This is a genomic window from Sinomonas susongensis, assembly GCF_005877005.1.
GTDB lineage: Bacteria > Actinomycetota > Actinomycetes > Actinomycetales > Micrococcaceae > Sinomonas > Sinomonas susongensis.
The window spans coordinates 1-24,195 of sequence record NZ_SSNH01000001.1 but is presented as its reverse complement, the minus strand read 5'-3'; the positions used below and the strand labels follow the sequence as shown (position 1 = coordinate 24,195).

Below are 24,195 nucleotides of genomic sequence, written 5' to 3'. Positions count from 1 at the left end.
CACCCTACCCGCCGCCCCAGTCACCGCCCTGAGAATTCCGGCTTCCGCTTCTCCTGGAACGCCTTGAAGCCCTCGCGGTAGTCCGCCGTATCGCACAACGCAGCCTGCGCCTTGTTCTCGGCGTCCATGGACTCCCACAGGCCGAGGCGACGGTCGCGGACCTGGGCCACGAGCTCCTTCGAGGCGACGAACGCGCCGGTGGCGCCCTGCGCGACTCGATGCACGGTCTCGCGGGCCTTGTCGAGCAGTTCGTCAGCGGGGAGCGCGCGGCTGAAGAGCCCCGAGCGCACCGCCTCCTCACCGCTCATGAGGTCGCCCGTGTAGATGAGGTCGAGGGTCCGGTGCATGCCCAGCCGCTCGGTGAAGTACCAGTGGCCGCCCGAGTCCAGGGTCGCGCCGAGGTTCGCGAAGGGCGAGCCGATCTTCGCGTTCTCGGCGACGTAGACGACGTCGGTCGCAAGCAGGAGCCCCAGCCCGACCCCGAGCGTGGCCCCTTGGGCGGCCGCGAAGGTCGGGGCAGGGAATGCTGCCATCTTCTGCATGAGCGGCGTCACCAGCCCCCCGAGGTACCCGAGCACGTCGTCGTCCGCGGGGTCGACGCCGGAGATGTCCCGACCCGCGCAGAACGCGCGCCCCTCCCCACGGAGGAGCAGTGCGCGGACGGCGCCGCTCGAGACGGCGGCAGCGGCGTCGTCGTACGCCTCTGAGAGCTCGGCGAGGGCAGCGGGGTCGACGGCGTTGAGCTTCGCGGGCGCGTCGAGAGCCACCTCGGCGACGCCGTCCGCTATGGCGAGTGAAATCACGGGGCCTCCTGGGCTGCTGCGTTGGGCTGCTGGGTCAGGCTGCTGGGTCAGGCATCGAAGTCGACGGACACGGCGTCCGACGTCGGGCGGGACTGGCACGTCAGGACGTACCCGCGTTCGAGCTCGTCCGGCTCGAGTGCGTAGTTCTCCGCCATGTCGACCGTGCCCTCCACGAGCTTCGCGCGGCACGTGCCGCATACGCCGCCGGCGCACGCGAAGGGGACATCCGCGCGCACGCGAAGCGCCGCGTTGAGGATCGTCTCGTTCGCGGCTGCCGGGCTCTTGACCACTCCCTGCAGCCCGTCGAGGCGGAACTCGATGTCGAAGTTCTTCCCCGAGTCGTCCTCGACGACGGGGCGCCCTATGTTCCCCTCGAGATTGGACGGCGTGCCCGTCGTGAAGAGCTCGAAGCGGACCTTCTCCGGCTCGACCCCGCGCTCCGAGAGCGTGTCCCGTACGAGCTGGACGAGCTCGAAGGGCCCGCACAGGAACCACTCGTCGACGTCGTCGGCGTGGATCACGGTGTTGAGCAGCGTCGTGAGCTTCTCGGCGTCGACCCGGCCGGAGAGCAGCGGCGAGATGCGCTGCTCCCTCGAGAGCACGTGGTGGAGCGCGAAGCGGGACGGGTACTTGTCCTTGAGGTCGGCGAGCTCCTCGACGAACATGACGTCCATTGCAGCCTTGTTGGCGTAGATGAGGTCGAAGCGGACGTTCTCGTCCGCGGCGAGGACGGTCTTCGCGATCGCGATGACGGGGGTGATGCCCGAGCCTGCCGCAACGGCGACGAAGGTGTGCTCGCGGTCCGTGTCGATGCTCGTCGGGTCGTTGAGGCCCGTCATCCTGTGCTTCGAGATGAAAGCACCGGCCGGGCTCATGACGTCGAGCGTGTCGCCGGGGGCGAGGTGCTCGTTGGCCCACGTCGAGAAGAGGCCGCCGAGGTCCTTCTTGATCGCAACCCGGATCTCGCTGCCGCCGTCGGCGAAGCGCTGCGGCGGGGCACAGATGGAGTAGCTGCGGCGGACTTCCCTGGCCTCGCCGTCGACACCCCCGCCGGGAACGTGGGCTCGGAGCGCGACGTACTGCCCCGGAATGTAGTCGTACTCATCGGCGAGTTCAGCCGGGACGGCGAACGTCACCTCGATCGCGTCGTTCGTCAGACGGCGGACCTGGGTCACCACGAGCGGGTGGAAGGACGCCCGACGGCGGCCGGTCGCCTCTGCGTCCTCGGTCAGCTGGTCGGTCATAGGGAGCACCTCGAAGTCATCTACAGCACCTTGAAGTAGTCGAAGGGTTCACGGCAGTCCTGGCAGACGTAGAGCGCCTTGCAGGACGTCGAGCCGAAGCGGGAGAGCTCGCGTGTGTTGAGCGAGTGGCAGCGGGGGCATTTGACCGCAAGGCCGAGGCGTACCGGTCCGGCGTGGAGGCTGGAGCCGCCGGTGGGCGGGGCGATGCCGTACTCCTCGAGCTTGGCCTTGCCCTCCTCCGTCATCCAGTCCGTGGTCCAGGCCGGGGAGAGGACGAGGTCCACCTGGACCCGCTCGTGCCCCGCTTCGTGGAAGACGCGCTCGAGGTCGTCGCGGATCGCGTCCATGGCGGGGCAGCCCGAGTAGGTCGGGGTGATGGTGAGCCGCACCGCGCCGTCGTCCTCGAGGTGCCCGTCGCGAAGGATCCCCAGGTCCCGGATGCTGAGGACTGGGATCTCAGGGTCGTTCACGGTCGCCGCGAGGGCGACGACGTCGTCGTCGGTCGTGATCACCGGCAGCTCCTTCTGTCAGCTCGCGTTTCTACCAGGTCGCGCCGGGATGCTTGCGGGCGAGCACCTGCATCTCGGCGAGCAGGTAGCCGAGGTGCTCGGTGTGCTCGCCGCGGCGTCCGCCGCCGCGGGCGCGCGGGACGGCGGGCAGGGTCAGTGTGGCCTCGTCGAGGACGGCTGCAATCTCGGCGTCGAACTCGGCGCGGAGCGTCGACGGACGGACCCCGGCTTCGCCGACGCGCTCGACGAGCTCGTCGTCGTCGAACAGCTCGTCGACGTAGGGCCACATGAGCTCGAGTGCCGCCTGCATGCGGCGGTGCGATTCATCGGTGCCGTCGCCGAGGCGGAGCGTCCACTGGATTGCGTGGTCGCGGTGGTAGTCGACTTCCTTGAGCGCCTTCGCCGAGATGGCCGCGATCGTGCTGTCCGCCGACCCGACGAGCCGTGCGTAGAGGAGGCACTGGTAGACGGCGACGACGAGCTGCCGCGCGATCGTCACGCCGAAGTCGCCGTTGGGCTGCTCGAAGATCCACGCGGAGCGGAACTCTTCCTCGTCCCGCCAGTAGGCGAGGTCGTCCTCGGACTTGCCCCAGGCGTGGCCCGCATAGGTGAGGAACGAGCGGGCGTGGCCGAGGAGGTCGAGGGCGATGTTGCCGAGTGCGATGTCCTCCTCGATCTCCGGACCGCGCGAGATCCACTCGCCCAGCCGCTGGGCGAGGACAAGGGAATCGTCGCCGAGGCGCAGCGCGTACTGGGCGACGTCGTCGCTCGGGCGCTCGGTCTGGATCGCGATGTCCTCCGGGCGCAGGGCGTTGCCCGGGGTTACCCGGGTCGCCGACGCCGCGGCGTCGCCGAAGCTGTCGAGGGAATGGTCGGTTCGGGCGGGGTGGGAGGGTGTAGGAGCGGCGTTCACAGGTGCTTCACGCCCTCGCTCTTGGTGTAGTACGTCGCATGGCGGTAGTCCTTGCCCTGCGGGGATTCGAAGAACGAGCCCTTCGCGTCCGGGTCCGATGCCGTGATCGCCTCGGAGGGGACCACCCAGATCGAGACTCCCTCGTTGCGACGCGTGTACAGGTCCCGGGCGTTGCGCAGCGCCATCTCGGCGTCGGGTGCGTGCAGCGAGCCGGCGTGGACGTGCGAGAGGCCGCGGCTCGAGCGCACGAAGACCTCCCAGAGGGGCCAGATGTTGGTCTGATTGCCCATCGGCTGATTGCTCATCAGGCTGCACCTGCCTTCTGCATCTTCCGCTGCCCTGCCTTCTGCGCGTAGGCACGGGCGGCCTCGCGCACCCAGGCGCCGTTGGCGTGCGCCTCCCGGCGGCGCTCAAGGCGCTGGGCGTTGCACGGGCCGCGGCCCGCGATGACGTCCTTGAATTCCTGCCAGTCGAGCTCCATATGGATCCACTTGCCCGTCTCCTCGTCGAAGCGGAGCTCCGGGTCGGGGAGGGTGAGGCCGAGGACCTTGACCTGCTCGGCGATCATGCCGACGAAGCGCTGGCGCAGCTCGTCGTTCGAGAACCGCTTGATATTCCAGGCCATGGACTGCTTCGAGTTGGGCGAGTCGTCGTCGGGCGGCCCGAACATCATGAGGGCAGGTGCGTAGAAGCGGTTGACGGCGTCCTGCGCCATCTTCTTCTGCTCGGGGGTGCCGTGGGACAGCTCGAGCAGGATCTCGAAGCCCTGCCGCTGGTGGAACGACTCCTCCTTGCAGATCCGCACCATCGCGCGTCCGTAGGGGCCGTAGCTTGCCCGGCACAGCGGGACCTGGTTCGCAATCGCTGCGCCGTCGACGAGCCAGCCGATCGCTCCCATATCCGCCCAGCTGCGCGCCGGATAGTTGAAGATCGACGAGTATTTGGCCTTGCCGTCCAGCAGCTGCTGGTTCAGGACGTCGCGTGGGGTGCCGAGCGTCTCAGCTGCGGAGTAGAGGTAGAGGCCATGGCCGGCCTCGTCCTGCACCTTCGCCATCAGGATCGACTTGCGCTTGAGGCTCGGGGCGCGCGTGATCCAGTTGGCCTCCGGCTGCATGCCGATGATCTCGGAGTGCGCGTGCTGGGAGATCTGGCGCGTGAGTGTCTTGCGGTACGCCTCCGGCATCCAGTCCGTGGGCTCGATGCGTGAGTCGTCGGCGATGATGCGGTCAAATGCTGCCTGGCCTGCGCGATCCTCTTCGGATGCTTCGGCGGCCACGGGCTGCAGGGGCGCAGCTGCCATAGCTCCTCCTCAAATAATTACCGACCGTTCGTTCAGAATATGTGGACAGGGCAATGGGCGTCAAGCCGTCCGTGGAGCCTACGCAGAGGGCAGCAGAAGCGCCCTCCGTGTCCACCTCCACTGCTACGTTCGCCGCATGACCCCCCGCCAACAGCGCAAGGAGGTGCCCGCTTGGCTGCGCTTCGCGGCCCATGCCCTCATCGCCGTCCTCGTGGTCTCGCTCGTTCAGGCGTTCCTCGTGAAGCTGTACCGGGTGCCCTCCGCCTCCATGGAACCGACTCTTCACGGCGGCCCCCACGGCGGTGACTGGTTCCTCGCCGACCGCCTGTCCACGTTCCTCGGCCGCGCCCCCCCAGGTGGGCGACGTCGTCGTCGTGACGCGGCCCGCGGGATGGGACGGATCGAAGGCAGACGACGGATCGAAGGCAGACGACGGCGCAGGCAGCGGCCCCGCCGGCGGGGCTCCTGCTCTTGTGCGCGCGTTCGGCGACCTCACCGGCATCGGCCCTTCGAACCGGAGCTACCTCGTCAAGCGGATCGTGGCCCGGGGCGGCCAGACCATCTCGTGCTGCGATGCGGACGGCCGCCTCGAACGCGACGGGCGTGGGATCGACGAGCCGTACGTCACGCTCAACCTCCCGTTCGTGCCCCGGGTGCTCGACTGCTCGACGACACCGCGCTCTGCCCGCTGTTTCCGCGCGTTCACGGTGCCGTCGGGTGAGCTCGTGCTGCTCGGCGACCATCGCTCCGCATCCGCGGACTCGGCGGCGGCCTGCCGGGGCCAGTCCCCACCCGACCCCTGCATGCGCACGGCGCCGACCTCCGCCGTCGTCGGGCGGGTGGCGCTCAGGGTCTGGCCACTGTGGCGGGTGGGGATGCTAGCGTGAGGCGATGAGCGAAGGATCCCCCTTCCGAATCCTCACCGTGTGCACGGGGAACATCTGCCGGTCCCCGCTGGCCGAGCGGCTGCTGCAGTCCGGCCTGGACGAGGCCGCTCCCGGGGTTTTCGCCGTGACGAGCGCTGGCGTCAGAGCACTCGCAGGGCAGCCGGCCCATCCGAGGTCGGCCGAGCTTGCGGCTCGACTCGGCTCGAGCCTCGAGGCCTTCGAGGCTCGGCAGCTCACGCAGCGGCATCTCGAAGAGGCGGCTCTCGTGCTCATCCTCGCCGAGGAGCATCGTGGCCCCGTCCTCGCGCTCGCGCCCTCGGTGCTCAAGCGCACGTTCACCCTCCGCGAGTTCGCACGGATCGTCGAGATCCTGCCCGGACCCTCGACCCGCGAGACCGTCGCGGACGCGTGGCGGCGGTACGTCGTCGACGGCGAGAGGGTGCGACATCAAGTACGGCTCGACGACCCGTCGCTCAATGACGTCGCCGATCCGTTCGGGCTCGACGCCTCTGCCTACGAGCGCATGGCCGAGGAGCTCATCCCACCCGTCAGCGCGCTGATCCGCGCAGCTCTCCCCCGCCGGCGCCGCCGCGCCCCCTCGGGCGAGAGCCGCGCCTCGCTGAGAGAGGCGGAACGGCGTCAGTTCGCCGAACGCCTGCCCCTGAATGCCGGAACGGGTTCGGGCGCAGACGAGCCCTGAGCGTCGTCCGCGCCGGCGGTGCCCCTGTTCCCATGGCTCGCCCCGAGCCAGCCCCTGCGGCGCTCGGGCCTGCTCGAGTACGTCCCGTAGTAGCCGTAGCTGTAGGTGTCCGGCCCCTTCGTCGCGACGCAGTTGAGGATGACGCCGAGGACCCGCCCCCGCACGCGGGCCAGGTTCCCGAGCGCGCGCTGGAGGCTGTCCGTCGTCGTCTTCCGCGCCCGGGCGACGACGAGCGTTCCGTCCGCCGCACGGGAAAGGACCGCGGCGTCGGTGACCGGCAGCAGCGGCGGGGTGTCGATGAGGACGACGGCGCGCTGCGAGAGCTCCTCGAGGAGGTGCTGCATCGCGCGGGAGCCCAGCAGCTCGGACGGGTTCGGCGGGATCCGGCCCGCCGCGAGGATCTTGAGGTGCGGCATCGGGCCCCACTCCTGCAGGACCTCCTCGATCGTCGCGCGGCCTGTGAGGACGTCCGTCATGCCGACGTCCCCCACGACCCCGAAGACCTTGTGCCCGGTGGGCCGGCGCAGGTCTGCGTCCACGACGATGACATCCTCACCTGCCGCGGCAATGGTTGCAGCGAGGTTCCCGATGACCGTCGATTTGCCCTCGGATGGCAGCGAGCTCGTCACCAGGAGGACGCGCGGGGGGCTGTCGACATCGATGAAGTGCAGGTTCGTCCGCAGCTCCCGGAGCGCCTCGCCCATCGCGTGCCCGGCGCCCGCGCCATGGACGTCGAGGATGCGGGTCTCTCCGACGAGGCGCTTGTCCCGCGGCAGCGTTCCCACGACCGGCACGTGGAAGCGCCGCTCGATCTCCGCGGCGGCCCTGATTCGCCGGTCCAGCAGATTGCGCACGAGCGCGTAGGCGAGCCCGAGCACAAGCCCGCCCGCGACACCGGCGCCGAGCGCGAGCCGAAGGTTCGGCGAGATCGGCGCGCTCGGGACAGCGGCCTTCGCGAGCGGAACAACCTTCGTGGCCGGGTCCGCCCCCGAGGTCGACATCGACTTCTCGATCTCGTACACCTGCGCCGCGAGCGCCGAGACCCATGCATCGGCGACTTCCTTCGCCTGGACCGGGTCCGACGACGTCGCAGTCACCTGCAGCTCCGCGGAGTCGACCGGGACGACGACCTTGACGGTGCCGGCGATCGCCTGCGGCGACGTGCTGATGCCGAGCGTCTTGATGACGCGCTCCGCCACGAGGAGGGAGTCGGCGAGCGAGCGGTAGCCCTTCGCCTTGGACTTCGAGAGGTTGTCCCCCGCGAGCGAGAGGTTGAGGTTCTCCGAGCCGCCTGTGACGACCATTCCGTTCGACTGGGCCTCGTAGACACGGGGCTGCACGTGATACCAGCCGAAGGCCCCCGCCGTGGCGACGACAACGAAGACCAGGATCCCGGACCAGTACGTGCGCGCCACCGAGAGGTAGTCCGCGAGGTTCATGCCCTGACCGCCCGCAGGGTTGTCGCCTTGGAGTGAATTCTGCACAAGGTTCATCTAAACCCGGCCGATCTCAGCTCCGTGTGAGCACCCCGTAGTCACTGAGCTCCTCCACCGCGCGTTCGAGGGCTCCCTCGTAGTCCGGCGGGAGCCCGACCTCGGGGGCAATCCGGTCGACCAGGCCTTCGAGCCCCGTGGGCGTGCGCAGGCCACGCCAGATCGCCGGGGCGATGCCCCCGAGCCGCAGAACCTGCTGCCCGACCATGACGAGGAGCTCGGTCCTGCCGCTTCCCGGGGTCGCGATCTCGACGGCATCGACGACGTCGGCCCTGTGCAGATGAGCCCTGTGCAGACGAGCCCTGTCGACGTCGGCCCTGTGCAGATGAGCCGGTTGGCGCAGTCGGGCGGAACGGTCGACGGCGGGCACCCACCCGCCGTCGACGGCGGGCCGGGACAGGAGCCCGGGCACGAGGCCCGCGAGGTCATCGGCCTCGCTGTAGACCGCTCGGACGGCCCCGCCGCAGGCATCGAGCATGCGGCAGATCCGCTGGAGCGGGTCTGGCAGCATCGCGAGGGAGGACGTGTGCGGCGCGAGCCCCACGATGGCGTCGGCATGGTCGAGCGGGCGGACCTCGGGTGCCCGTGAACTCTGGGCGGGGGCGCGCTCGAGCAGAACGACGGCGCCGAGCCGCGTCTGGGCGGGCGTGACGAGGAGGCCGAGCGCGTCCGGGCCGAGCTGCCGTTTCGGGGCAGGCGGCTTGTCGACGATGACCGAGAGCGGCTTCGCGTACGGGACGACCGCGCCCGAGGGCTCGACGCCGACCGTCTCGTCGGTCACGTAACCCATCCTCCGGGCGAGGGCGCGCGTCGCGGTCGTCTTGCCCACGCCGGAAGGCCCGACGAGCGCAGCCGTTCGGCCTGTTCCCGGATCCGCGAGCCCCGACGCGTGCAGCATGATCAGTTCGCCGCCGCGCTGCTCGATGGCGGCCAACGTCAGGGCACTCGTGAGTTCGGCTGAGAAGTGCTGGAACGATCCGCCCGAGACCGGCACGTAACCGGGGCCGGAACCGGCCAGGATGCGAGCTCGGAAGGGACGGGAACTGCTCTGGATGCTATTGGTCCGGGCCTGGCTGGCCTCGCAGACTCCTACGTGACCGGACGGCGCCGCCTCCCCCTCCGCCTCGCCGCCCTCGAGGCACCGAGACCACGCCTGCCGCAGCTCGGCCCGCTCGGCCGCGTTGAGCCCCGCCTCGAAGACGACCGAGACCGACGCACCGAGGATGCGCAGCCTCACGGAGCCGGCTCCGTGACGAGCGCCCCGATGAGTCCCTGCTCGGCGAGCTCGCGGAGGAACGTGGCGAGCTGCACCTCGAGATCGGGCGGAGCGGCCGTCCCATAGTCCTCACGCAACTTGGCGAGCATGTCCCCTTCGCTGCGGACCCCGTCGATGAGCGACCAGATGACCGCAGCCGGACCCCTCAGGACGACGGGCCTGTTCGCGCACAGATTGAGCAGCGCAACCCGCTCGCCTCCCTCGCCGAGGACCTCGGCAACCGAGCTGCTTCTGCGCCAGATCGGCATCATTCCCCCTTCCCCAAGAGCCGCCCAACGGCTCCCAGCCAGCCCTCAGGGCAGACTGATAGTATCCGCCGCCCGGCCCGAGAAGTGAGGCACCGTGAACCCCGACGAGAGTGAGCCCGCCGTCGAAGCGCCCGACGCTTCCGCCTCCCGCGCGGGGACTCCGGCTCCTGCACCCCGCTCGAGGCGGCGCTCGGCAGACACGCCCCGACGCAAGAAGAAGCGCACCGCGACCTTCGTCCTGCTGGGTGCGCTGCTCGTCGTCGTGCTCGCGGCCGTCGCGGCAATCGTGTACCTCGGGAGCCTCTCCCAGAGCTTCGACGGGAACACCAAGAAGATCCCGAATGCATTCCCGCAGGAGTCGTCGCGTCCGGCCGAGCCCCGTCCGGGGCCGGACGGCAAGACGGCGGTGAACATCCTGCTCGTGGGCTCGGACAGCCGCGGGGCGACGGGCGCAGCCGCCGAGTCCGGGACGCCCTCGGACCAGCGCTCGGACACCATGATGCTCGTCCACATCCCGGCCGATCGACAGCACGTCTACGTCGTCTCGATCATGCGCGACCTGTGGGTCCCCATCCCGGACCACGGTTCCGCGAAGATCAACGCCGCGCTCGCGTTCGGAGGGGTGCCGCTCATGGTGCAGACGGTCGAATCGCTCCTCGGACAGCGCCTCGACCACGTCGTCTTCGTGGACTTCGAAGGGTTCAAGGGCCTCACCGACGCCGTCGGCGGGGTCACCGTGAACGTCCCGAAGGCGTTCACGGCGAGCCAGACCTCGGATATCCATTTCGATGCCGGGCCGCAGACGATGAACGGCGAACAGGCGCTCGCATTCGTCCGAGAGCGCTACGCGTTCGCGGACGGGGACTACCAGCGCGTGCGTGACCAGCAGGCCTTCATGAAGGCTCTCGTGTCGAAGCTCGCGACGCCCCAGACGCTCGCAAACCCGATCACCCTCGCGAATGCGGTCAACGGGTTCTCGCCGTATCTGACCGTGGATTCCGGCTTCACCGCCTCCGCCGTCGCCTCTCTGGGAGTCGAACTCGTCAATGTGCGGCCCAAGGACATCACGACGTTCACACTCCCGACGAACGGCACTGGCTGGTCGACAGACGGGCAGTCGATCGTGCTCCTGAACCAAGCCGCGACAACGGGTCTCGCCACTGCGATGGCGCAGGGCACGGTTCCCCAGTACGTTGCCGCGAACAATCTCGCCAACGGAAACTGAGCGACGCCCGTCTCAGTGGTCCCGCCCCGAAAACCAGTGGTGCGCGAGGCCGTACTCCGTGGTGGGCGCGAATAGCTAGGGTGGGAACATGAGTGCTGATGTCCCGCCCGTCGCCCGGAAGGTTCCTTCGCGCCGCGAGCGCCACGGCGACGTGTTCGTCGACCCCTACGAGTGGCTGCGGGACAAGGACAACCCGGACGTCGTCGCGCATCTCGAGGCCGAGAACGCGTATACCCAGCGGGCCACCGAGGATCAAGGCCCCCTTCGGGACGCGATCTTCGACGAGATCAAGCGCCGCACCCAGGAGACGGACCTCTCTGTGCCGAGCCGGCTGGACGAGTGGTGGTACTACGCCCGCACGGTCGAGGGCAGCCAGTACCCGGTCTACTGCCGGGTAGGAGCGGAGCCCGATGTCTGGACGCCGCCCGCCGTCGTCCCCGGTGTCCCGCTCGACGGCGAGCAGGTGCTGCTCGACGGCAACGCCGAGGCCGCGGGACACCCGTTCTTCGCGCTAGGCGGAGCTGCGCTCACGCGGGACGGCCACCTCTATGCGTACGCGGTGGACAACTCGGGCGACGAGACGTTCACTCTGCGGATCAAGGACCTGCGCACCGGAGAACACCTCCCTGAGGTGATCGAGCGCGTCTTCTACGGGCTCGAGTTCTCCCCTGACGGGCGGCGGATCTTCTATATGGTCGCCGACGAGTCGTGGCGGCCCTTCCAGGTCCGTGTCCATACGCTCGGCACGCCGGTCGACCAGGACGAGGTGCTCTACGAGGAGGCCGACGTCGCCCAGTGGACATCGATCGACCTCTCGTCCGATCGCCGCTGGCTGCTCGTGGGCATCGGCAACTCCGAGTACAGCGAGACGCGGTGCCTCGACCTCGCCGCACCCGCGGCCCAGCTCATGGTCCTCGTTCCCCGCAGCGAGCGCATCCTGCACAGCGCCGAGGTCTTCGAGCACGACGGCGAGGCCCACGTCCTGCTCGTTCACAACGGCGGCCCGCAGCGTGGAGCGCACGGGCGGGAGCCCGGCCGGGCGTTCAACAACATGGTCTCGATGGCGCCCCTGGCCGAGTTCGCGAAGCCCCCGGCCGAGCAGGAGTGGCGCACGGTCGTCGAGCATGACGACGCCGTGAAGATCGAAGGCGCGGACGTCACCTCGACCCATCTCATCCTCTCGCTGCGGCGCGACACGATAGAAACGGTCCGCTTCGCGAGGCTCGAAGACGTCCTGGGCTTTGCCTTCGGAGGCGACGGGGCCGCGGACGGCGGGCGCGCGCCGTCGTTCGCGGAGCCAGCCTTCGGCGAGGAACTCTATACGGCGGGGGCGGGCTCTTCGGACTACCGCTCTCCCGTCGCTCGCCTCCGGTACACCTCGTTCTTCACCCCGCCGCGGATCTACGACTACGTCCTTGCGACCGGCGAGCTGCTCCTGCGCAAGGAAACCCCCGTGCTCGGTGGCTACGACCCCAACGACTACGTCGCTGAACGTGCATGGGCCACGGCCGACGACGGCACCCAGGTCCCGCTGTCGGTCCTTCGGCGCGCATCGGTCCGCCCGGACGGGACGAACCCCGCGCTGGTCTACGGCTACGGCTCCTACGAGGTCAGCATGGACCCCGCCTTCGGGATCGCACGGCTGAGCCTGCTCGACCGGGGCATCGTGTTCGTGATCGCACACGTCCGGGGCGGCGGGGAGCTCGGCCGCCGGTGGTACGAGGACGGCAAGAAGCTGCGCAAGAAGAACACCTTCAGCGACTTCGTCGCGGCGACGGACTGGGTGGTGTCCTCGGGCTGGGCCGACCCGGCGAGGATCGGCTGCATGGGGGGCTCGGCCGGCGGCCTCCTCATCGGGGCCGTGCTCAACCTCGCTCCCGAGAAATACGCCGTGGCGGTCGCAGAGGTTCCGTTCGTGGACGCCCTCACGACGATCCTCGACCCCGAGCTGCCGCTCTCGGCCCTCGAGTGGGAGGAGTGGGGTAACCCGATCGAGGATCCGGAGGTCTACGCGTACATGAGGTCGTACACGCCTTACGAGAACGTGCGGCCCGCCGCCTATCCCCGAGTCGCCGCAGTGACCTCCTTCAACGACACCCGCGTGCTGAACGTCGAGCCCGCCAAGTGGGTCCAGGCGCTGCGGGAGGCGTCGACGAGCGGGCAGCCGATCGTGCTCAAGACCGAGATGGTCGCGGGGCACGGCGGGGCCTCGGGCCGGTACGAGGAGTGGAAGGACCGGGCGTGGGACTACGCGTTCATCGCTGACGGGCTCGGCGCCCGCGAGGTGACCGCCTAGCGCCTACCGGTCGGCGAGGTTCGCGCCCTCAGGCACGAGCAGCCCGTCGGCCACGATCTCGAGCATCGATGCGAGGGCGTCGGGCGAAAGATCGCTGCTGTCCGCCACCGCCGCTGCTCCGCCAACGAGCCGGCTGATCTGCATGGCCTCCACCCCCGGGCGCACAGCCGAGGCCAGGCCCTCGATGATGCGCTCATTGGCGCCGAGGTATGTCTGGCACTTTGCGGCGAACGGAGAGCTGGCGTCTCCGAGCGCGGCTGTGATCCGCGCCGCCGCGCCCTTGTGCTCCGTCAGCATCCCGGCAAAGTCGCGCAACCACGCCAAGAGGCGCTCACGGGCCGGTGCGTCGAGGGAGAGCGCTCGGTCGACGGCCCCGTTCACACGGTCGGCCCAGGCCTCGAGAACCGCGTCGTAGAGTTCCTCCTTCGTGGGGAAATGCCGGTAGAGGGTTCCGGTGCCGACCTCCGCGGCCTTCGCGACCTCGTCCATCGAGACGGCGTCATAGCCCTTCGCCCGGAAGAGCCCACGAGCGACCTCGACGATCCGATCCCGATTGCGGCGAGCGTCAGCGCGCACAGAAACCACTACTCCCTTTCCGACGGTTGCAAAACGGAGACACTCTCCGTATATTTCTAATCGGAGCATCTCTCCATTTAGTGTACGCCGAATAGGACATCACCTCATGCCACTCATCACCGCGACACGCACCCCCAACTCGGCCACCCCGAAGCGCCGGGGCGGCAACATCGGCCTCTGGCTCGTCATGCTCGCCCAGCTCATGCTCGTCCTCGACGCCACGGTCGTGAACGTGGCCCTCCCCCACATCGCAACCGATCTCCATTTCTCCCACTCCGATCTCAGCTGGGTCCTCAACGGCTACGCCGTCGCATTCGGCGGCCTCCTGCTCCTTGGCGGGAGGATCGGGGACGTGGTCGGCAGACGCCGCACGTTCCTCATCGGCGTGGCCGCCTTCACGCTCTTCTCCCTCCTCGGCGGACTGGCCACAACGCCCGCCCTCCTCGTCGTCGCACGCGCCCTCCAGGGCCTCGGGGCAGCCTTCGCCGCCCCGAGCGTGCTCGCCCTCATCACGACCAACGCCCCCGATGAGGGCTCACGCAATCGCGCCCTCGCCCTGTTCTCGGCGATCGCCTCGATGGGCGGGGCCATGGGGCTCATCCTCGGGGGCGTGCTGACCGACACGGCCAATTGGCGGTGGACACTCTTCATCAACGTGCCGATCGGCCTTCTTGTGCTGATCGCCGTGCCCCGACTCGTCGGCGAAACCCCGCGCGCGCCCGGCCGTTTCGACATCGTCGGGGCGGTCAGCGCAACGGGCGGCGCCGTCGCCATCGTGTGGGCCCTGATCCAGGCACCCGACTACGGCTGGTTCGGCACCCGCACCCTCGGCGGAATCGCCGTCGGCGCACTGCTCATCGGCCTCCTGGCCTTCACCGAGCGACGCGTTCCCCACCCCCTGCTCAGGCCGCAGCTCCTGCGGAGCCCGAGCAGGGTTGGAGCACTCGCGGCGATGGCCGCGACCTACGGCGGCATGCTGGCGATGTTCTTCCTCATGGTCCAATACCTCGAGGACCAACTGCACTTCACGCCCCTCGTGACCGGGCTCGCCTTCCTTCCGATGCCCCTGAGCATCTTCGCGATGTCCCGGGTCATCCCGCGACTCGTCGAGAGGGTGGGGGCAGTTCGGCTGGTCATCGCCGGCGCCGCGCTGCGCGTCGTCGCCTTCCTGCCCCTCACCCAGCTCAGCCCCACCACGAACTTCGCCCTCGTCGCCGGGGCGCTCGTGGCCACGGGCATCTCGGCCGGAATGACGTTCATGCCGCTCACGACGCTCGCGCTGCGCAATGTCGAGCCAGAGCACGCTGGCGCAGCTTCCGGGCTCTTCCAGACGATGCAGCAGCTCGGAGGCGCCGTCGGACTGGCCATCGTCGCCTCGACCTTCGCGGCGTTCGCGGCCCCGGGCGACTTTACGGTCGGGGGCCGGGCCGGATTCTGGGCAGCGACCACCCTTTCCGTCCTCGCACTGGCCGCCGTTGCGGGACTGGCGAGGCGACGGCGGCAGGAGGCCTGAGGAGGGGCCGCCTGCCTTGGGTGTCTTGACACGGCGTCGCCCATGGGATTACCTAATGAACATTCGGTAAAGAATTGCGAGGTACCCCCATGAGCGACGCCGCTCCCGCCGAGACGCCGGCAACCCTGGCCCACCCGATCCTCACCGACGACTACGCGACCGAGTGGATGGGCCTCGAGGTCCTCGCCCTCGGCGACGGCAGCGCGACGGTGGCGACGACCCTCCGGCGGGAAATGCTCAACGGATTCGGCATTGCGCACGGCGGGATGATCTTCGCCATCGCGGACTCCGCCTTCGCCCTCGCGTGCAACCCCCACACCCCGGACGAAGACCAGGCCGGCACGATCACCGTTGCGGCCGGCGTCGACGTGAACTTCCTTGCGCCCGCCCACGTCGGCGAGCGCATCACAGCCGTCGCGGCCCGCCGCGCCCAAGCCGGGCGCAGCGGGCTCTACGACGTCCAGGTCTTCGCGTCACCCGACGCGGACGGCTCCGGACGCCTCATCGCCGAATTCCGCGGCCGCTCGCGCACCATCCCCCAGCACTGACACCCGTCCACCCCTTGGCCACTACGGAGAGAGAAACCGTGACCCAGACTGCCGCTCCCGCGTCATCCCAGTCCTCACTGTTCGGCCCCGCGATCCTCGACGCCGAGGAGACCATGTCGCGGGACCAGATCGAATCGCTCCAGCTCACGCGGCTGCAGGAGACCCTGGCCTACGCGTACAGCCGAGTCCCGCTCTACAAGCGCAAGTTCGACGAGGCCGGAGTGCACCCGGGCGACCTCAAGGAGCTCGCCGATCTCGCCAAGTTCCCCTTCACCACGAAGGAAGACCTCCGCCAGGAGTACCCGTTCGGCATGTTCGCCGTCCCGATGGACCAGGTGGCCCGCATCCATGCGAGTTCCGGCACGACGGGCCGTCCCACCGTGGTCGGCTACACGAAGCAGGACCTCGACAACTGGGCCACGCTCGTGGCCCGCTGCCTTCGGGCGTCCGGCGTCCGCCCGGGAATGAAGGTGCACAACGCCTACGGCTACGGCCTCTTCACGGGAGGCCTCGGCGCGCATGGAGGCGCGGAGAAGCTCGGAGCAACGGTCATCCCGATGTCCGGGGGCCAGACCGAGAAGCAGATTCAGCTCATCAACGACTTCGCGCCCGACGCGATCCTCTGCACGCCGACGTACCTCCTCACCATCGGTGACGCGATGGTCCACAAGGGGCTCGACCCGCGGGCGACATCGCTCAAGTTCGCGGTGCTCGGGGCCGAACCGTGGACGCAGGAGATGCGCCACGAACTCGAGGAGATGTTCGGGATCAAGGCGTGCGACATCTATGGCCTGTCCGAGGTGATGGGGCCCGGCGTCGCGGGCGAGTCGGTCGAGACGCAGGACGGAAGCCACATCTGGGAGGACCACTTCCGCCCCGAGATCGTGGACCCGTTCGACCTCTCCAGGACGATGGCCGACGGCGAGACGGGGGAGCTCGTCTTCACGTCCCTCACAAAGCAGGCCCTGCCGATCATCCGCTACCGCACCAAGGACCTCACGACCCTCCAAGCGGGCACTACCCGCCCCGGCCATCGCCGGATGGGCCGGATCTCGGGCCGCAGCGATGACATGATCATCCTCCGCGGCGTCAACCTCTTCCCGTCCCAGATCGAGGAGATCGCGCTGCGGATCCCCGAGCTGAGCCCGCACTTCCAGCTCGAGATCACCCGGCCCCACCGCATGGACGAGCTCACCGTGAAGATCGAGCCCCGAGAGGGCACGACGCCGGAGCAGCGCACCTCGGCCGCCGCGGCCCTCCGCCAGCAGATCAAGGTCCACATCGGCTCGTCGTGCAGGATCGACGTCGTCGAGCCGGGATCGCTCGAGCGCTCGAACGGCAAGCTGCGCCGCATCTACGATCTCCGCAACCGAGCCTGATCCGCTCTGCCCGGACCCGCCGCCTAGACTGGAACCCATGCCTTCCGCCGCTGCAACAGACACCACGGGACCCGTGCAGCCTGGACCCGCGCCGTCCGGCCGCAGGGGCCGCCCCGGGTATGACCAGCAGTCGGTGCTGAACGTCGCCGTCGAGGTGTTCAATCGGCATGGCTACGACGCGACGTCGATGGGAATCCTGGCCGAGAACCTGGGCATTTCGAAGTCGGCCATCTACCACCATGTCCCCTCGAAGGAGGACCTGCTCTCGCTCGCGCTCGAGCAGGCCCTCGGCGGCCTCGAGTCGGTCTGGGAGGCTCCCGAGACCAAGGAGGGAACCGCCGAGCACCGGCTCGAGCTCGTGGTCCGCTCGACCGTCGGCGTCCTCACGGAGCGGCTGCCGTTCGTAACACTCCTGCTCCGCCTCCGGGGCAACACCGAGACCGAGCGGCGCGCCCTCGAGCGGCGGCGCGGCTTCGACCGGAAGGTCGCCGAGCTCATCGAGGAGGCACGCGAAGAAGGCACCGTCCGCAGCGACGTCGATCCGCGCACGGTCTCGCGTCTCCTCTTCGGCACCATCAACTCCATCGTCGAGTGGTACCGGCCGGGCGGATCGCTCACGCCGGAGAGGCTCGCAGACGACGTCGTCGCAGTGCTGTTCGACGGGCTGAGGGCGGCGGCACGGCCCTCGGACAGTCAGTGAATTCTTGTTGAACTGACTGGGAACTCGGCCATCACAGGCTCCTCACAGGTTTAAGGTCAGTGGCGAATGCCCCTCCAACGACCTGAAGGATCACTCCTGATGCCAAAGTTCAGCATTCGCGCCGCGGCCGCGACGAGCGCATTCGGGCTCGCCATCGCCTCGGCCGGAGCCGTTGCAGCTGCCCTGCCCGCCCAAGCCTCCAGCACCTCGACGCCCATCAAGCACGTCGTCGTGATCTTCGGCGAGAACGTCTCGTTCGACCACTACTTCGCGACCTACCCCAACGCCGCCAATACGCCCGGCGAGACAACCCAGGGGTCCGGGGCTCCTGCCCCGTCATTCACGGCCGCGCCGAACACGCCGAAAGGCATCAACACCCTCGCGAACGCGGGCCTCCTCGCGCCGAACAACCCCAACTCGGTGCAGCCCTCCCGCCTCACACCCTCCCAGGCCGTGACCTGCGACCAGGGTCACGCGTACACGCAGGAGCAGAAGGCCTACGACGGCGGCCTCATGGACAAGTTCGTCCAGAACACGAGCACGGACACGTGCGGCGCGCCCCGCTATCAGGCGCCCGGCCTCACGATGGACTACTACGACGGCAACACCGTCACCGGCATGTGGAACTACGCCCAGCACTTTGCGATGAGCGACAACAGCTACAGCGACACGTTCGGGCCGTCGACGCCGGGTGCGCTCAACCTCGTGTCCGGCCAGACGCACGGCGTGACGAGCATCAATGCGCTCACGGGCCAGCAGACGTCGACGCCGGATTCCTACACGGTGAAGTCGCCCAACGCCCAGGGTGTCGGCACGGTCACGGGCGACCCGGACCCCGCCTACGACGACTGCTCGGACAACAGCCACAATCCGCCCCAGAGTGGCTCCCTCAACGCCCTGGCCGCGATGCAGGGCAAGAACGTCGGCGACCTGCTGAACGCCCAGGGCGTCTCGTGGGGCTGGTTCCAGGGCGGCTTCACGCCTCAGGGCAGCAAGACGATCAGCGGCACGAGCTACGCGCAGTGCACCGCGTCGCACACGAATGTCGCGGGCATCTCGTCCACGGACTACAGCCCTCACCACGAGCCGTTCCAGTACTTCGCCTCGACGGCCAACCCGCACCACCTCCCCCCGGCCAGTGACGCCGAGATCGGGCACAACGGCCAGGCCAACCACCAGTACGACATGACGGCCTTCGACAAGGTCGTGAACTCGGACAACATGCCTGCCGTCTCGTTCCTCAAGGCGCCCGAGTACCAGGACGGGCATGCGTCCTACTCCGATCCGATCGACGAGCAGAAGTTCGTGGTCAACGAGATCAACGCGATCCAGAAGTCCAAGAACTGGGAGTCGACCGCGATCGTCCTCGCATACGACGACTCCGACGGCTGGTACGACCACTCCGCGACGAAGGTCCTCAACGCGTCCAACGATCCGGCCAACGACGCCGCGTGGTGCCTCAATGCGGCTGCGGCCGGCACGCCCATCCTCAATGGCTACCAGGACCGCTGCGGCCCGGGTCCCCGCCAGCCGCTCCTCGTCGTCTCGCCGTACGCCAAGCGGAACTTCGTGGACCACACGGTCACGCAGCAGTCCTCGATCCTGAGCTTCATCGAGGACAACTGGAACCTGGGCCGGATCGGCAACGGCTCCTTCGACCAGCTCGCGGGCTCGCTCGGCAACCTGTTCGACTTCAGCCATCCGCGCCGGGACGGTCTCATCCTGAACCCGGCGAACGGTACGGTTGTCCAAGCCCCGTATTGTGCCGGCAACAAGGGCCAGCACCTCGGTGAGGGCGGCTCCTGCAGCTAGCCACCGACCCCGAAAGGCCCCCGCCGCGCCAGCGCGACGGGGGCCTTTCCTCTTGACCCACAGCCGAGGCTTGGCCCGGCCACAGGCTCGTATGTTTCAAATCTGCATCGATGGTTTGTTTCGGCTTTGCTTCGGTGTGATCCCCTGCCTACACTCGCAGACGTGACCTGCATCTCAACGGCGCGATGCAGGTTTTACTCTGCCAGGCTCGAAGAGGAGTCCGGCAGGGGCCCAGTGAAGAGAACAGGCCAGTCTGAAGAGAACTGGCCAGGGTGAAGAGAACCGTCAGAACAGAGGGCCGCCACCCCCCGCATTCCGGGAGAGGCGGCCCTCTCGCTGTCTCTGCGGCGCGGACCAGCGCCCCGGACCAATTGCGCGGGGCCCCCCGCCCGGGCTTCGGCTACGAGACGGACGACGGCGTCGTGCAGCGGGTGTCCCGGTTCGAGCCCTGAGAGCTCTTCCGCGACCTCCGCATCGCTCGCCTCTCCGGTCAGGACGGCTTGGAGGCGCTGGGCCTCGTCGTCGTCCGCAGCGTCGAAGCGGAGCGCGGCACCCATGGCCTCGAGCAGGGCATCAGCCGGGAGCCCACGCTCGGCAAGCTCCGCCGCCGGCCCCACGAAGCGCTCATGACGGCTCAGCTTGCGAAGCGGCGCCCGGCCGACGCGGTCCACTGTGTCGGGGAGCTCGGCATTCGCGAAGCGCTCCAGGATCTTGCGGATGTACGCCTCCTGCTCCTCGGGAGCGAATCCGTACTTCGCGACAAGGAGCGCCTTCGTCTCGGCGAGCACCGCCTCCACCTTCGACCGGATGGCAGGATCGGCGATCGCGTCCGCGATCTTCTCCTTCCCTGCGGCCCGGCCGAAGTAGGCTGCCGCGGCGTGCCCCGTGTTGACCGTGAAGAGCTTGCGCTCGATGTACGGCCCGAGGGAATCCACCCACGTCACACCCGGGATCTCCGGGGCCTCCCCGCCGAACGGGCCGCGCTCGATGGCCCATTCGAAGTACGGCTCGACCCTGACGTCGAGCCCGCCTCCGGGGGCCTGGGCCGGCACGATCCGGTCCACGGCCGTGTTGGCGAAAAGGGCCCTGCCGTCAAGGTCGGCGTCCGAGAGGCCTTCGGTCTTGGCCGCAGCGCGGACCTCGGACTCCAGGACGTCGGTCGCGTTGATCGCGTTCTCGCAGGCCATGACCGCAAGCCTCGGGGCATCCGCGGGCCGCGCAGCGATTCCGCGCGCGATCGCGGGCGCCACGAACTTGAGGATGTTCGGCCCCACCGCCGTCGTCACCACGTCCGCACGCGCGATCCGCTCGACGAGCTCGGCCTCGTCCGTGCCCGAGTTGACGGCCGCATAGCGGTCCACGACGTGGTCCCGGCCGCCCTCTCCCACCTCGTGGACCGTGTACGACGGCGTCTCCCGGAGGGCATCGATGAGTGGAGCGGCGACGTCCGCGAACACGAGCTCGTAGCCTGCCTCGTGGAGCAGGAGGCCGACGAACCCGCGGCCGATGTTCCCGGCTCCGAAGTGGACTGCCGAAGGAGCGGCCGATGGCTGCTCGGAGCTCATGCATTCACCTTTCCGAAGATGTCCAGCACCTCATCGACGCTCTGCGCCTGCTCCAGTCGGGCCACCTGCTCGCGGTCGCCGAAGACCTTGGCGATCTTGGCGAGGATCCCGAGGTGCTCCTTGTCCTTCCCGGCGATGCCGACGACGAACGTCACCGGCTTGCCCTGCCAGTCGATCGGCTGGTCATAGCGGACGAAGGTCACGGCGGAGGACCGGATGTGGCCCTTGGCCTCGTTCGTGCCGTGCGGAATCGCGAGACCGTTGCCCATGAACGTGGAGACTGAGCGTTCGCGCTCGTGCATCGAGGCGACGTACTCGTCGTCGACAGCGCCCGCGGCCTTGAGCAGGCGGCCGGCCTCCTCGATCGCGCCGCCCATGTCGACGCTCGCTCCCGCGAGGACGATGGACTCAGGGCGCAGGACCTGCTTGCCGTTGGAGTCGGCCGCCGCCTCGGAGGCGGGCTCGGACTTGGCGGGCACGCCGTCGGACGGAACGCCGTCGGACGGAACAGGCGCGGCGGACTGCTCGTCGAGCAGCGCGACGATCTCGTCGTACCTCGGGCTGCCCATGAAGTTGTCGACCGTCACGAGCTCGGCGCTCGGCGTCTTCTCCCGCGCACGGACGGCAAGGTCCTGGTGGACGACGACCATGTCATAGGTATCGGTGAGGTTGGCGATCGACTGGTTCGTGACGGTGACGTCCTTGTGGCCAGCGGCCCGGATCTTGTTGCGGAGCACCGAGGCGCCCATCGCGCTCGAGCCCATTCCGGCGTCGCACGCGAAGACGATGTTCTTGATCTCGGTATCGGTGAGGGTAGCGGTCCCGCCAGCGCCCTCGGCACCGGCAGCATTCCGGCCGAGGACACTCGAGGCCATGGACTTGCGGCCCTTCATGCTCTCCATGCTCGCGGTAGCCGCAGCAAGGTCGCCGGCTTCCTCGCGGTCCTTCGAGGCCCGCAGGATGATCGACGCGATCGCGAACGAGACGGCACACGCGAGGACCACAGCGAGGATGACGCCGAAGTAGCTGTCCCGTGCCGTCTGCGCGAGGACCGCGATGATCGAGCCAGGGGCAGCCGGCGCGACGAGGCCGGAGTGCGTGAGCGCGAGGGTCGCGATGCCGGTCATGCCGCCGCCGATCGTGGCGAGGATCAGGAGCGGGCGCATGAGGATGTACGGGAAGTAGATCTCGTGGATGCCGCCGATGAACTGGATGAGAGCGGCGCCCGGCGCGGACGCCTTCGCCGCACCCTTGCCGAAGAACATGTACGCAAGCAGGACGCCGAGGCCGGGGCCGGGGTTCGCCTCGAGCAGGAAGAGGATCGACTTGCCCTGGGCGGCGGACTGCTGGATGCCGAGCGGCGTGAGGATGCCGTGGTTGACCGCATTGTTGAGGAAGAGCACCTTGGCCGGCTCGATGAAGATCGAGGTGAGTGGCAGGATCCCGTTGCTGACCATGAACTGCACCGCCGTGCCGGCGGCCGCGCTGAAGGTCGTGACGACAGGGTCGATGGCAAAGAAGCCGAAGAGCGCGAGGGCGGCGCCCCAGATGCCAGCCGAGAAGTTGTTGACGAGCATCTCGAAGCCGGGGCGGATCTTCCCGTCCCAGATCGAATCGATCTTCTTCATGCTCCAGCCCCCGAGGGGGCCCATGATCATGGCACCGATGAACATCGGGATGCTCGTCCCGACGACAACGCCCATCGTGGCGATCGCCCCGACGACGCCTCCGCGCGTGTCGTAGACCATCTTTCCGCCCGTGTAGCCGATGAGCAGCGGGAGGAGGTAGGTGATCATCGGGCCAACGAGACCCGTCCAGGTCTGGCCCGTGGCCGGATTCGTGCCGAAGCCGCCGAGCCGGTCAACCGGGAGCCAGCCCGTCTGGATGAAGAGGGCGGTGATGAGGCCCCAGGCAATGAAGGCCCCGATGTTCGGCATGATCATGCCGGAGAGGAAGGTGCCGAATTTCTGCACCCCGGCCCGCGCGGCGTGGCCCCTCGAGGGGGCTGCGGTGGTCGACATGGTTCCCTGCTTTCGTTTCAGGAGGCAGCCCGGGGGCCGCCGGGGGTAGTGGGGGGTTGCCCGTTCCTGCGCGCGCTCCCGTTCTCCGGTGCATTGGAGAGCCGATGGAGCCATTCGAGGAAGAGCCGCATCTCGGTCCCGGAGAGCTGTTCCGGGTGCGAGGACTCGAGCGTCGCGTTGAGGGCGATGGCGGCCGCCACGTAGGACGGCTGGCCCCCAGCGATGGCTCCGCGCTCGGGATCGTCAACCAGCGACGGGTCCGAGACGACGGAGCGGAGGACGGCGTCACGCGTCTGCGCGGAGAGCGGCAGGTTCGCGATATCGCCTCCCGTGAGAGGTTCGTCTTGCTCGTCCGCCAGGAGCATCAGGGTGACCCCGATGTTGGCGGCCAGAACTGCCCGCGCCGCTTGAGCCGGCGGAACCGCGAGCTGGCCCGCGGCTGCCGCTCGCGCCAGTTCCGCCTCGAGGAGGTGCTCTGCCTCCTCGACGAGGACTGGGCGGCGGCCGGGGCCGGCATTGCCGAACATGAGGGTGTACAGCCCGGTGTGCGACAGCCCGAAATGCACGTGGATGTCCCACAGTCGTTGCACGTCGAAGATCGGACTCGCCGATCGCTCGATATTGCCCTCACGCTGGACGAACTCCTCGAAGCCTCTGGCCACGACGGCTTCCATGAGCCCGTCCTTGTCGCCGAAGTGGTGGTACAGCGTAGGCGCTGTCACCCCGGCGAGATCCGTGATCTGTCGGGTGGAGACAAGCTTGCCGTCCGAAGCCGCAAGCAATTCCATGGCGGCCGCGATCAGCCGCTCACGGGGCGAAGCCTTGGCCGGCTCCCCCTCCTGAGCGTCGCCGGCGACGCCCACCTCCCTGTCACGCATGGCCGCTAGCGTAACCGATATAGCAACGCTATACAAGAGCCGATAGTGAACTGCGTCACACCCGCCCCTCCTGTGGTGAGCCTCACCAAAGCCGTTTGTATAGCAACGCTATAGGGACTAACGTAACGCGGAGCTAAACCGCCGAGGGCCCTTGTGCCCGGACCGAGAGGATCCCGATGAGCCAGCAGTTTCACGGTGTGGGTGTGACGGCGGGGCGTGTGGTGGGGCCGGTGCTGCAGATGCCGGCCCCGGTGCGGGAGCCCGCGGCGGGTCCGGTGCCGGGGGCCTCGGCCGAGGCCGAGGCGGAGC

At 68.7% G+C, this 24,195-nt stretch carries 21 protein-coding genes and 1 pseudogene; 9 read left to right on the top strand and 13 right to left on the bottom strand.

The annotated features are described in order from the left end of the window. Positions 1-20 precede the first annotated feature (20 nt). Genes E6A21_RS00115 through paaA form a run of 6 tightly spaced genes read right to left on the bottom strand, consistent with a single transcriptional unit; the run spans position 21 to position 4,769 of the window. Complete coding sequence (locus E6A21_RS00115; RefSeq protein ID WP_138442025.1) at positions 21-803, bottom strand: enoyl-CoA hydratase/isomerase family protein; 783 nt, start codon at positions 801-803, stop codon at positions 21-23. Positions 804-850: 47 nt separating this feature from the next. Further along, positions 851-2,047 carry a 1,2-phenylacetyl-CoA epoxidase subunit PaaE gene (paaE, locus tag E6A21_RS00110; protein ID WP_138442023.1) on the bottom strand — a complete coding sequence of 399 codons (1,197 nt, stop codon included), beginning with the start codon at positions 2,045-2,047 and terminating at the stop codon, positions 851-853. Positions 2,048-2,067: 20 nt separating this feature from the next. After that, positions 2,068-2,559: a 1,2-phenylacetyl-CoA epoxidase subunit PaaD gene (gene paaD, locus E6A21_RS00105; protein WP_246036099.1), complete on the bottom strand. Its 492-nt coding sequence runs from the start codon at positions 2,557-2,559 to the stop codon at positions 2,068-2,070. A 28-nt stretch (positions 2,560-2,587) separates the two neighbouring features. Then, entirely contained in the window at positions 2,588-3,469 is an 882-nt protein-coding gene (gene paaC, locus E6A21_RS00100; RefSeq protein ID WP_138442019.1) for a 1,2-phenylacetyl-CoA epoxidase subunit PaaC, read from the bottom strand. Continuing rightward, entirely contained in the window at positions 3,466-3,774 is a 309-nt protein-coding gene (paaB, locus tag E6A21_RS00095) for a 1,2-phenylacetyl-CoA epoxidase subunit PaaB (protein ID WP_246036098.1), read from the bottom strand. The genes paaC and paaB overlap by 4 nt, the downstream gene beginning before the upstream one ends. Then, positions 3,774-4,769: a 1,2-phenylacetyl-CoA epoxidase subunit PaaA gene (paaA, locus tag E6A21_RS00090; protein WP_138442017.1), complete on the bottom strand. Its 996-nt coding sequence runs from the start codon at positions 4,767-4,769 to the stop codon at positions 3,774-3,776. Before paaA ends, paaB begins: the two co-directional genes overlap by 1 nt. A 302-nt stretch (positions 4,770-5,071) precedes the next feature. Between paaA and E6A21_RS00085 the strand changes: the two genes are divergently transcribed. Both E6A21_RS00085 and E6A21_RS00080 read left to right on the top strand, forming a co-directional pair. Beyond that, positions 5,072-5,656: a S26 family signal peptidase gene (locus E6A21_RS00085; protein WP_281281533.1), complete on the top strand. Its 585-nt coding sequence runs from the start codon at positions 5,072-5,074 to the stop codon at positions 5,654-5,656. 4 nt (positions 5,657-5,660) lie between these two features. Continuing rightward, positions 5,661-6,356, top strand: a complete 696-nt coding sequence (locus E6A21_RS00080; protein WP_138442013.1) for an arsenate reductase/protein-tyrosine-phosphatase family protein — start codon at positions 5,661-5,663, stop codon at positions 6,354-6,356. On the opposite strand, the gene E6A21_RS00075 is transcribed toward E6A21_RS00080, so the two are convergent. Genes E6A21_RS00075 through E6A21_RS00065 form a run of 3 tightly spaced genes read right to left on the bottom strand, consistent with a single transcriptional unit; the run spans position 6,296 to position 9,376 of the window. Beyond that, positions 6,296-7,840 (bottom strand): tyrosine-protein kinase domain-containing protein, encoded by a 1,545-nt coding sequence (locus E6A21_RS00075; protein WP_246036097.1) that lies wholly within the window; start codon positions 7,838-7,840, stop codon positions 6,296-6,298. The two genes, E6A21_RS00080 and E6A21_RS00075, sit on opposite strands and share 61 nt — an antisense overlap. Positions 7,841-7,865: 25 nt before the next feature. Beyond that, complete coding sequence (locus E6A21_RS00070) at positions 7,866-9,086, bottom strand: hypothetical protein (protein WP_138442012.1); 1,221 nt, start codon at positions 9,084-9,086, stop codon at positions 7,866-7,868. After that, positions 9,083-9,376, bottom strand: coding sequence for a PqqD family protein (locus tag E6A21_RS00065; protein ID WP_246036096.1), 294 nt, complete (start codon positions 9,374-9,376; stop codon positions 9,083-9,085). The genes E6A21_RS00070 and E6A21_RS00065 overlap by 4 nt, the downstream gene beginning before the upstream one ends. 91 nt (positions 9,377-9,467) lie before the next feature. On the opposite strand from E6A21_RS00065, the gene E6A21_RS00060 reads away from it, so the two are divergent. Then, positions 9,468-10,598, top strand: coding sequence for an LCP family protein (locus tag E6A21_RS00060; protein ID WP_138442010.1), 1,131 nt, complete (start codon positions 9,468-9,470; stop codon positions 10,596-10,598). An 88-nt stretch (positions 10,599-10,686) separates the two neighbouring features. Beyond that, the gene (locus tag E6A21_RS00055; RefSeq protein ID WP_138442008.1) at positions 10,687-12,894 is read left to right on the top strand and encodes a S9 family peptidase; all 2,208 of its coding nucleotides are present in this window, start codon (positions 10,687-10,689) and stop codon (positions 12,892-12,894) included. Between the two features lie 3 nt (positions 12,895-12,897). On the opposite strand, the gene E6A21_RS00050 is transcribed toward E6A21_RS00055, so the two are convergent. Beyond that, positions 12,898-13,470 (bottom strand): TetR/AcrR family transcriptional regulator, encoded by a 573-nt coding sequence (locus E6A21_RS00050; RefSeq protein ID WP_138442006.1) that lies wholly within the window; start codon positions 13,468-13,470, stop codon positions 12,898-12,900. Positions 13,471-13,576: 106 nt separating this feature from the next. Between E6A21_RS00050 and E6A21_RS00045 the strand changes: the two genes are divergently transcribed. The 5 genes from E6A21_RS00045 (at position 13,577) to E6A21_RS00025 (ending at position 19,422) form a co-directional block, all read left to right on the top strand. Then, positions 13,577-14,983, top strand: a complete 1,407-nt coding sequence (locus E6A21_RS00045; RefSeq protein ID WP_138442004.1) for an MFS transporter — start codon at positions 13,577-13,579, stop codon at positions 14,981-14,983. Positions 14,984-15,072: 89 nt separating this feature from the next. Beyond that, positions 15,073-15,531 carry a hotdog fold thioesterase gene (locus E6A21_RS00040; protein ID WP_138442002.1) on the top strand — a complete coding sequence of 153 codons (459 nt, stop codon included), beginning with the start codon at positions 15,073-15,075 and terminating at the stop codon, positions 15,529-15,531. 113 nt (positions 15,532-15,644) lie between these two features. Next, on the top strand, positions 15,645-16,910 hold the full coding sequence (gene paaK / locus E6A21_RS00035; RefSeq protein ID WP_171041233.1) for a phenylacetate--CoA ligase PaaK: 1,266 nt from the start codon (positions 15,645-15,647) through the stop codon (positions 16,908-16,910). A 37-nt stretch (positions 16,911-16,947) separates the two neighbouring features. After that, the gene (locus E6A21_RS00030; protein ID WP_138441998.1) at positions 16,948-17,610 is read left to right on the top strand and encodes a TetR/AcrR family transcriptional regulator; all 663 of its coding nucleotides are present in this window, start codon (positions 16,948-16,950) and stop codon (positions 17,608-17,610) included. Positions 17,611-17,709: 99 nt separating this feature from the next. Then, positions 17,710-19,422 (top strand): phospholipase C, encoded by a 1,713-nt coding sequence (locus E6A21_RS00025; protein WP_171041205.1) that lies wholly within the window; start codon positions 17,710-17,712, stop codon positions 19,420-19,422. Positions 19,423-19,808: 386 nt separating this feature from the next. Here E6A21_RS00025 and E6A21_RS00020 read toward each other — a convergent pair. The 3 genes and pseudogenes from E6A21_RS00020 to E6A21_RS00010 form a co-directional block, all read right to left on the bottom strand. After that, a pseudogene (locus E6A21_RS00020) lies at positions 19,809-20,987 on the bottom strand (mannitol-1-phosphate 5-dehydrogenase); the annotation flags it as partial. After that, on the bottom strand, positions 20,984-23,008 hold the full coding sequence (locus tag E6A21_RS00015) for a PTS mannitol transporter subunit IICBA (RefSeq protein ID WP_138441992.1): 2,025 nt from the start codon (positions 23,006-23,008) through the stop codon (positions 20,984-20,986). The gene E6A21_RS00015 and the pseudogene E6A21_RS00020, both read right to left, overlap by 4 nt. 17 nt (positions 23,009-23,025) lie before the next feature. Beyond that, positions 23,026-23,886 (bottom strand): TetR/AcrR family transcriptional regulator, encoded by an 861-nt coding sequence (locus E6A21_RS00010; RefSeq protein WP_138441990.1) that lies wholly within the window; start codon positions 23,884-23,886, stop codon positions 23,026-23,028. Positions 23,887-24,195: the final 309 nt, after the last annotated feature.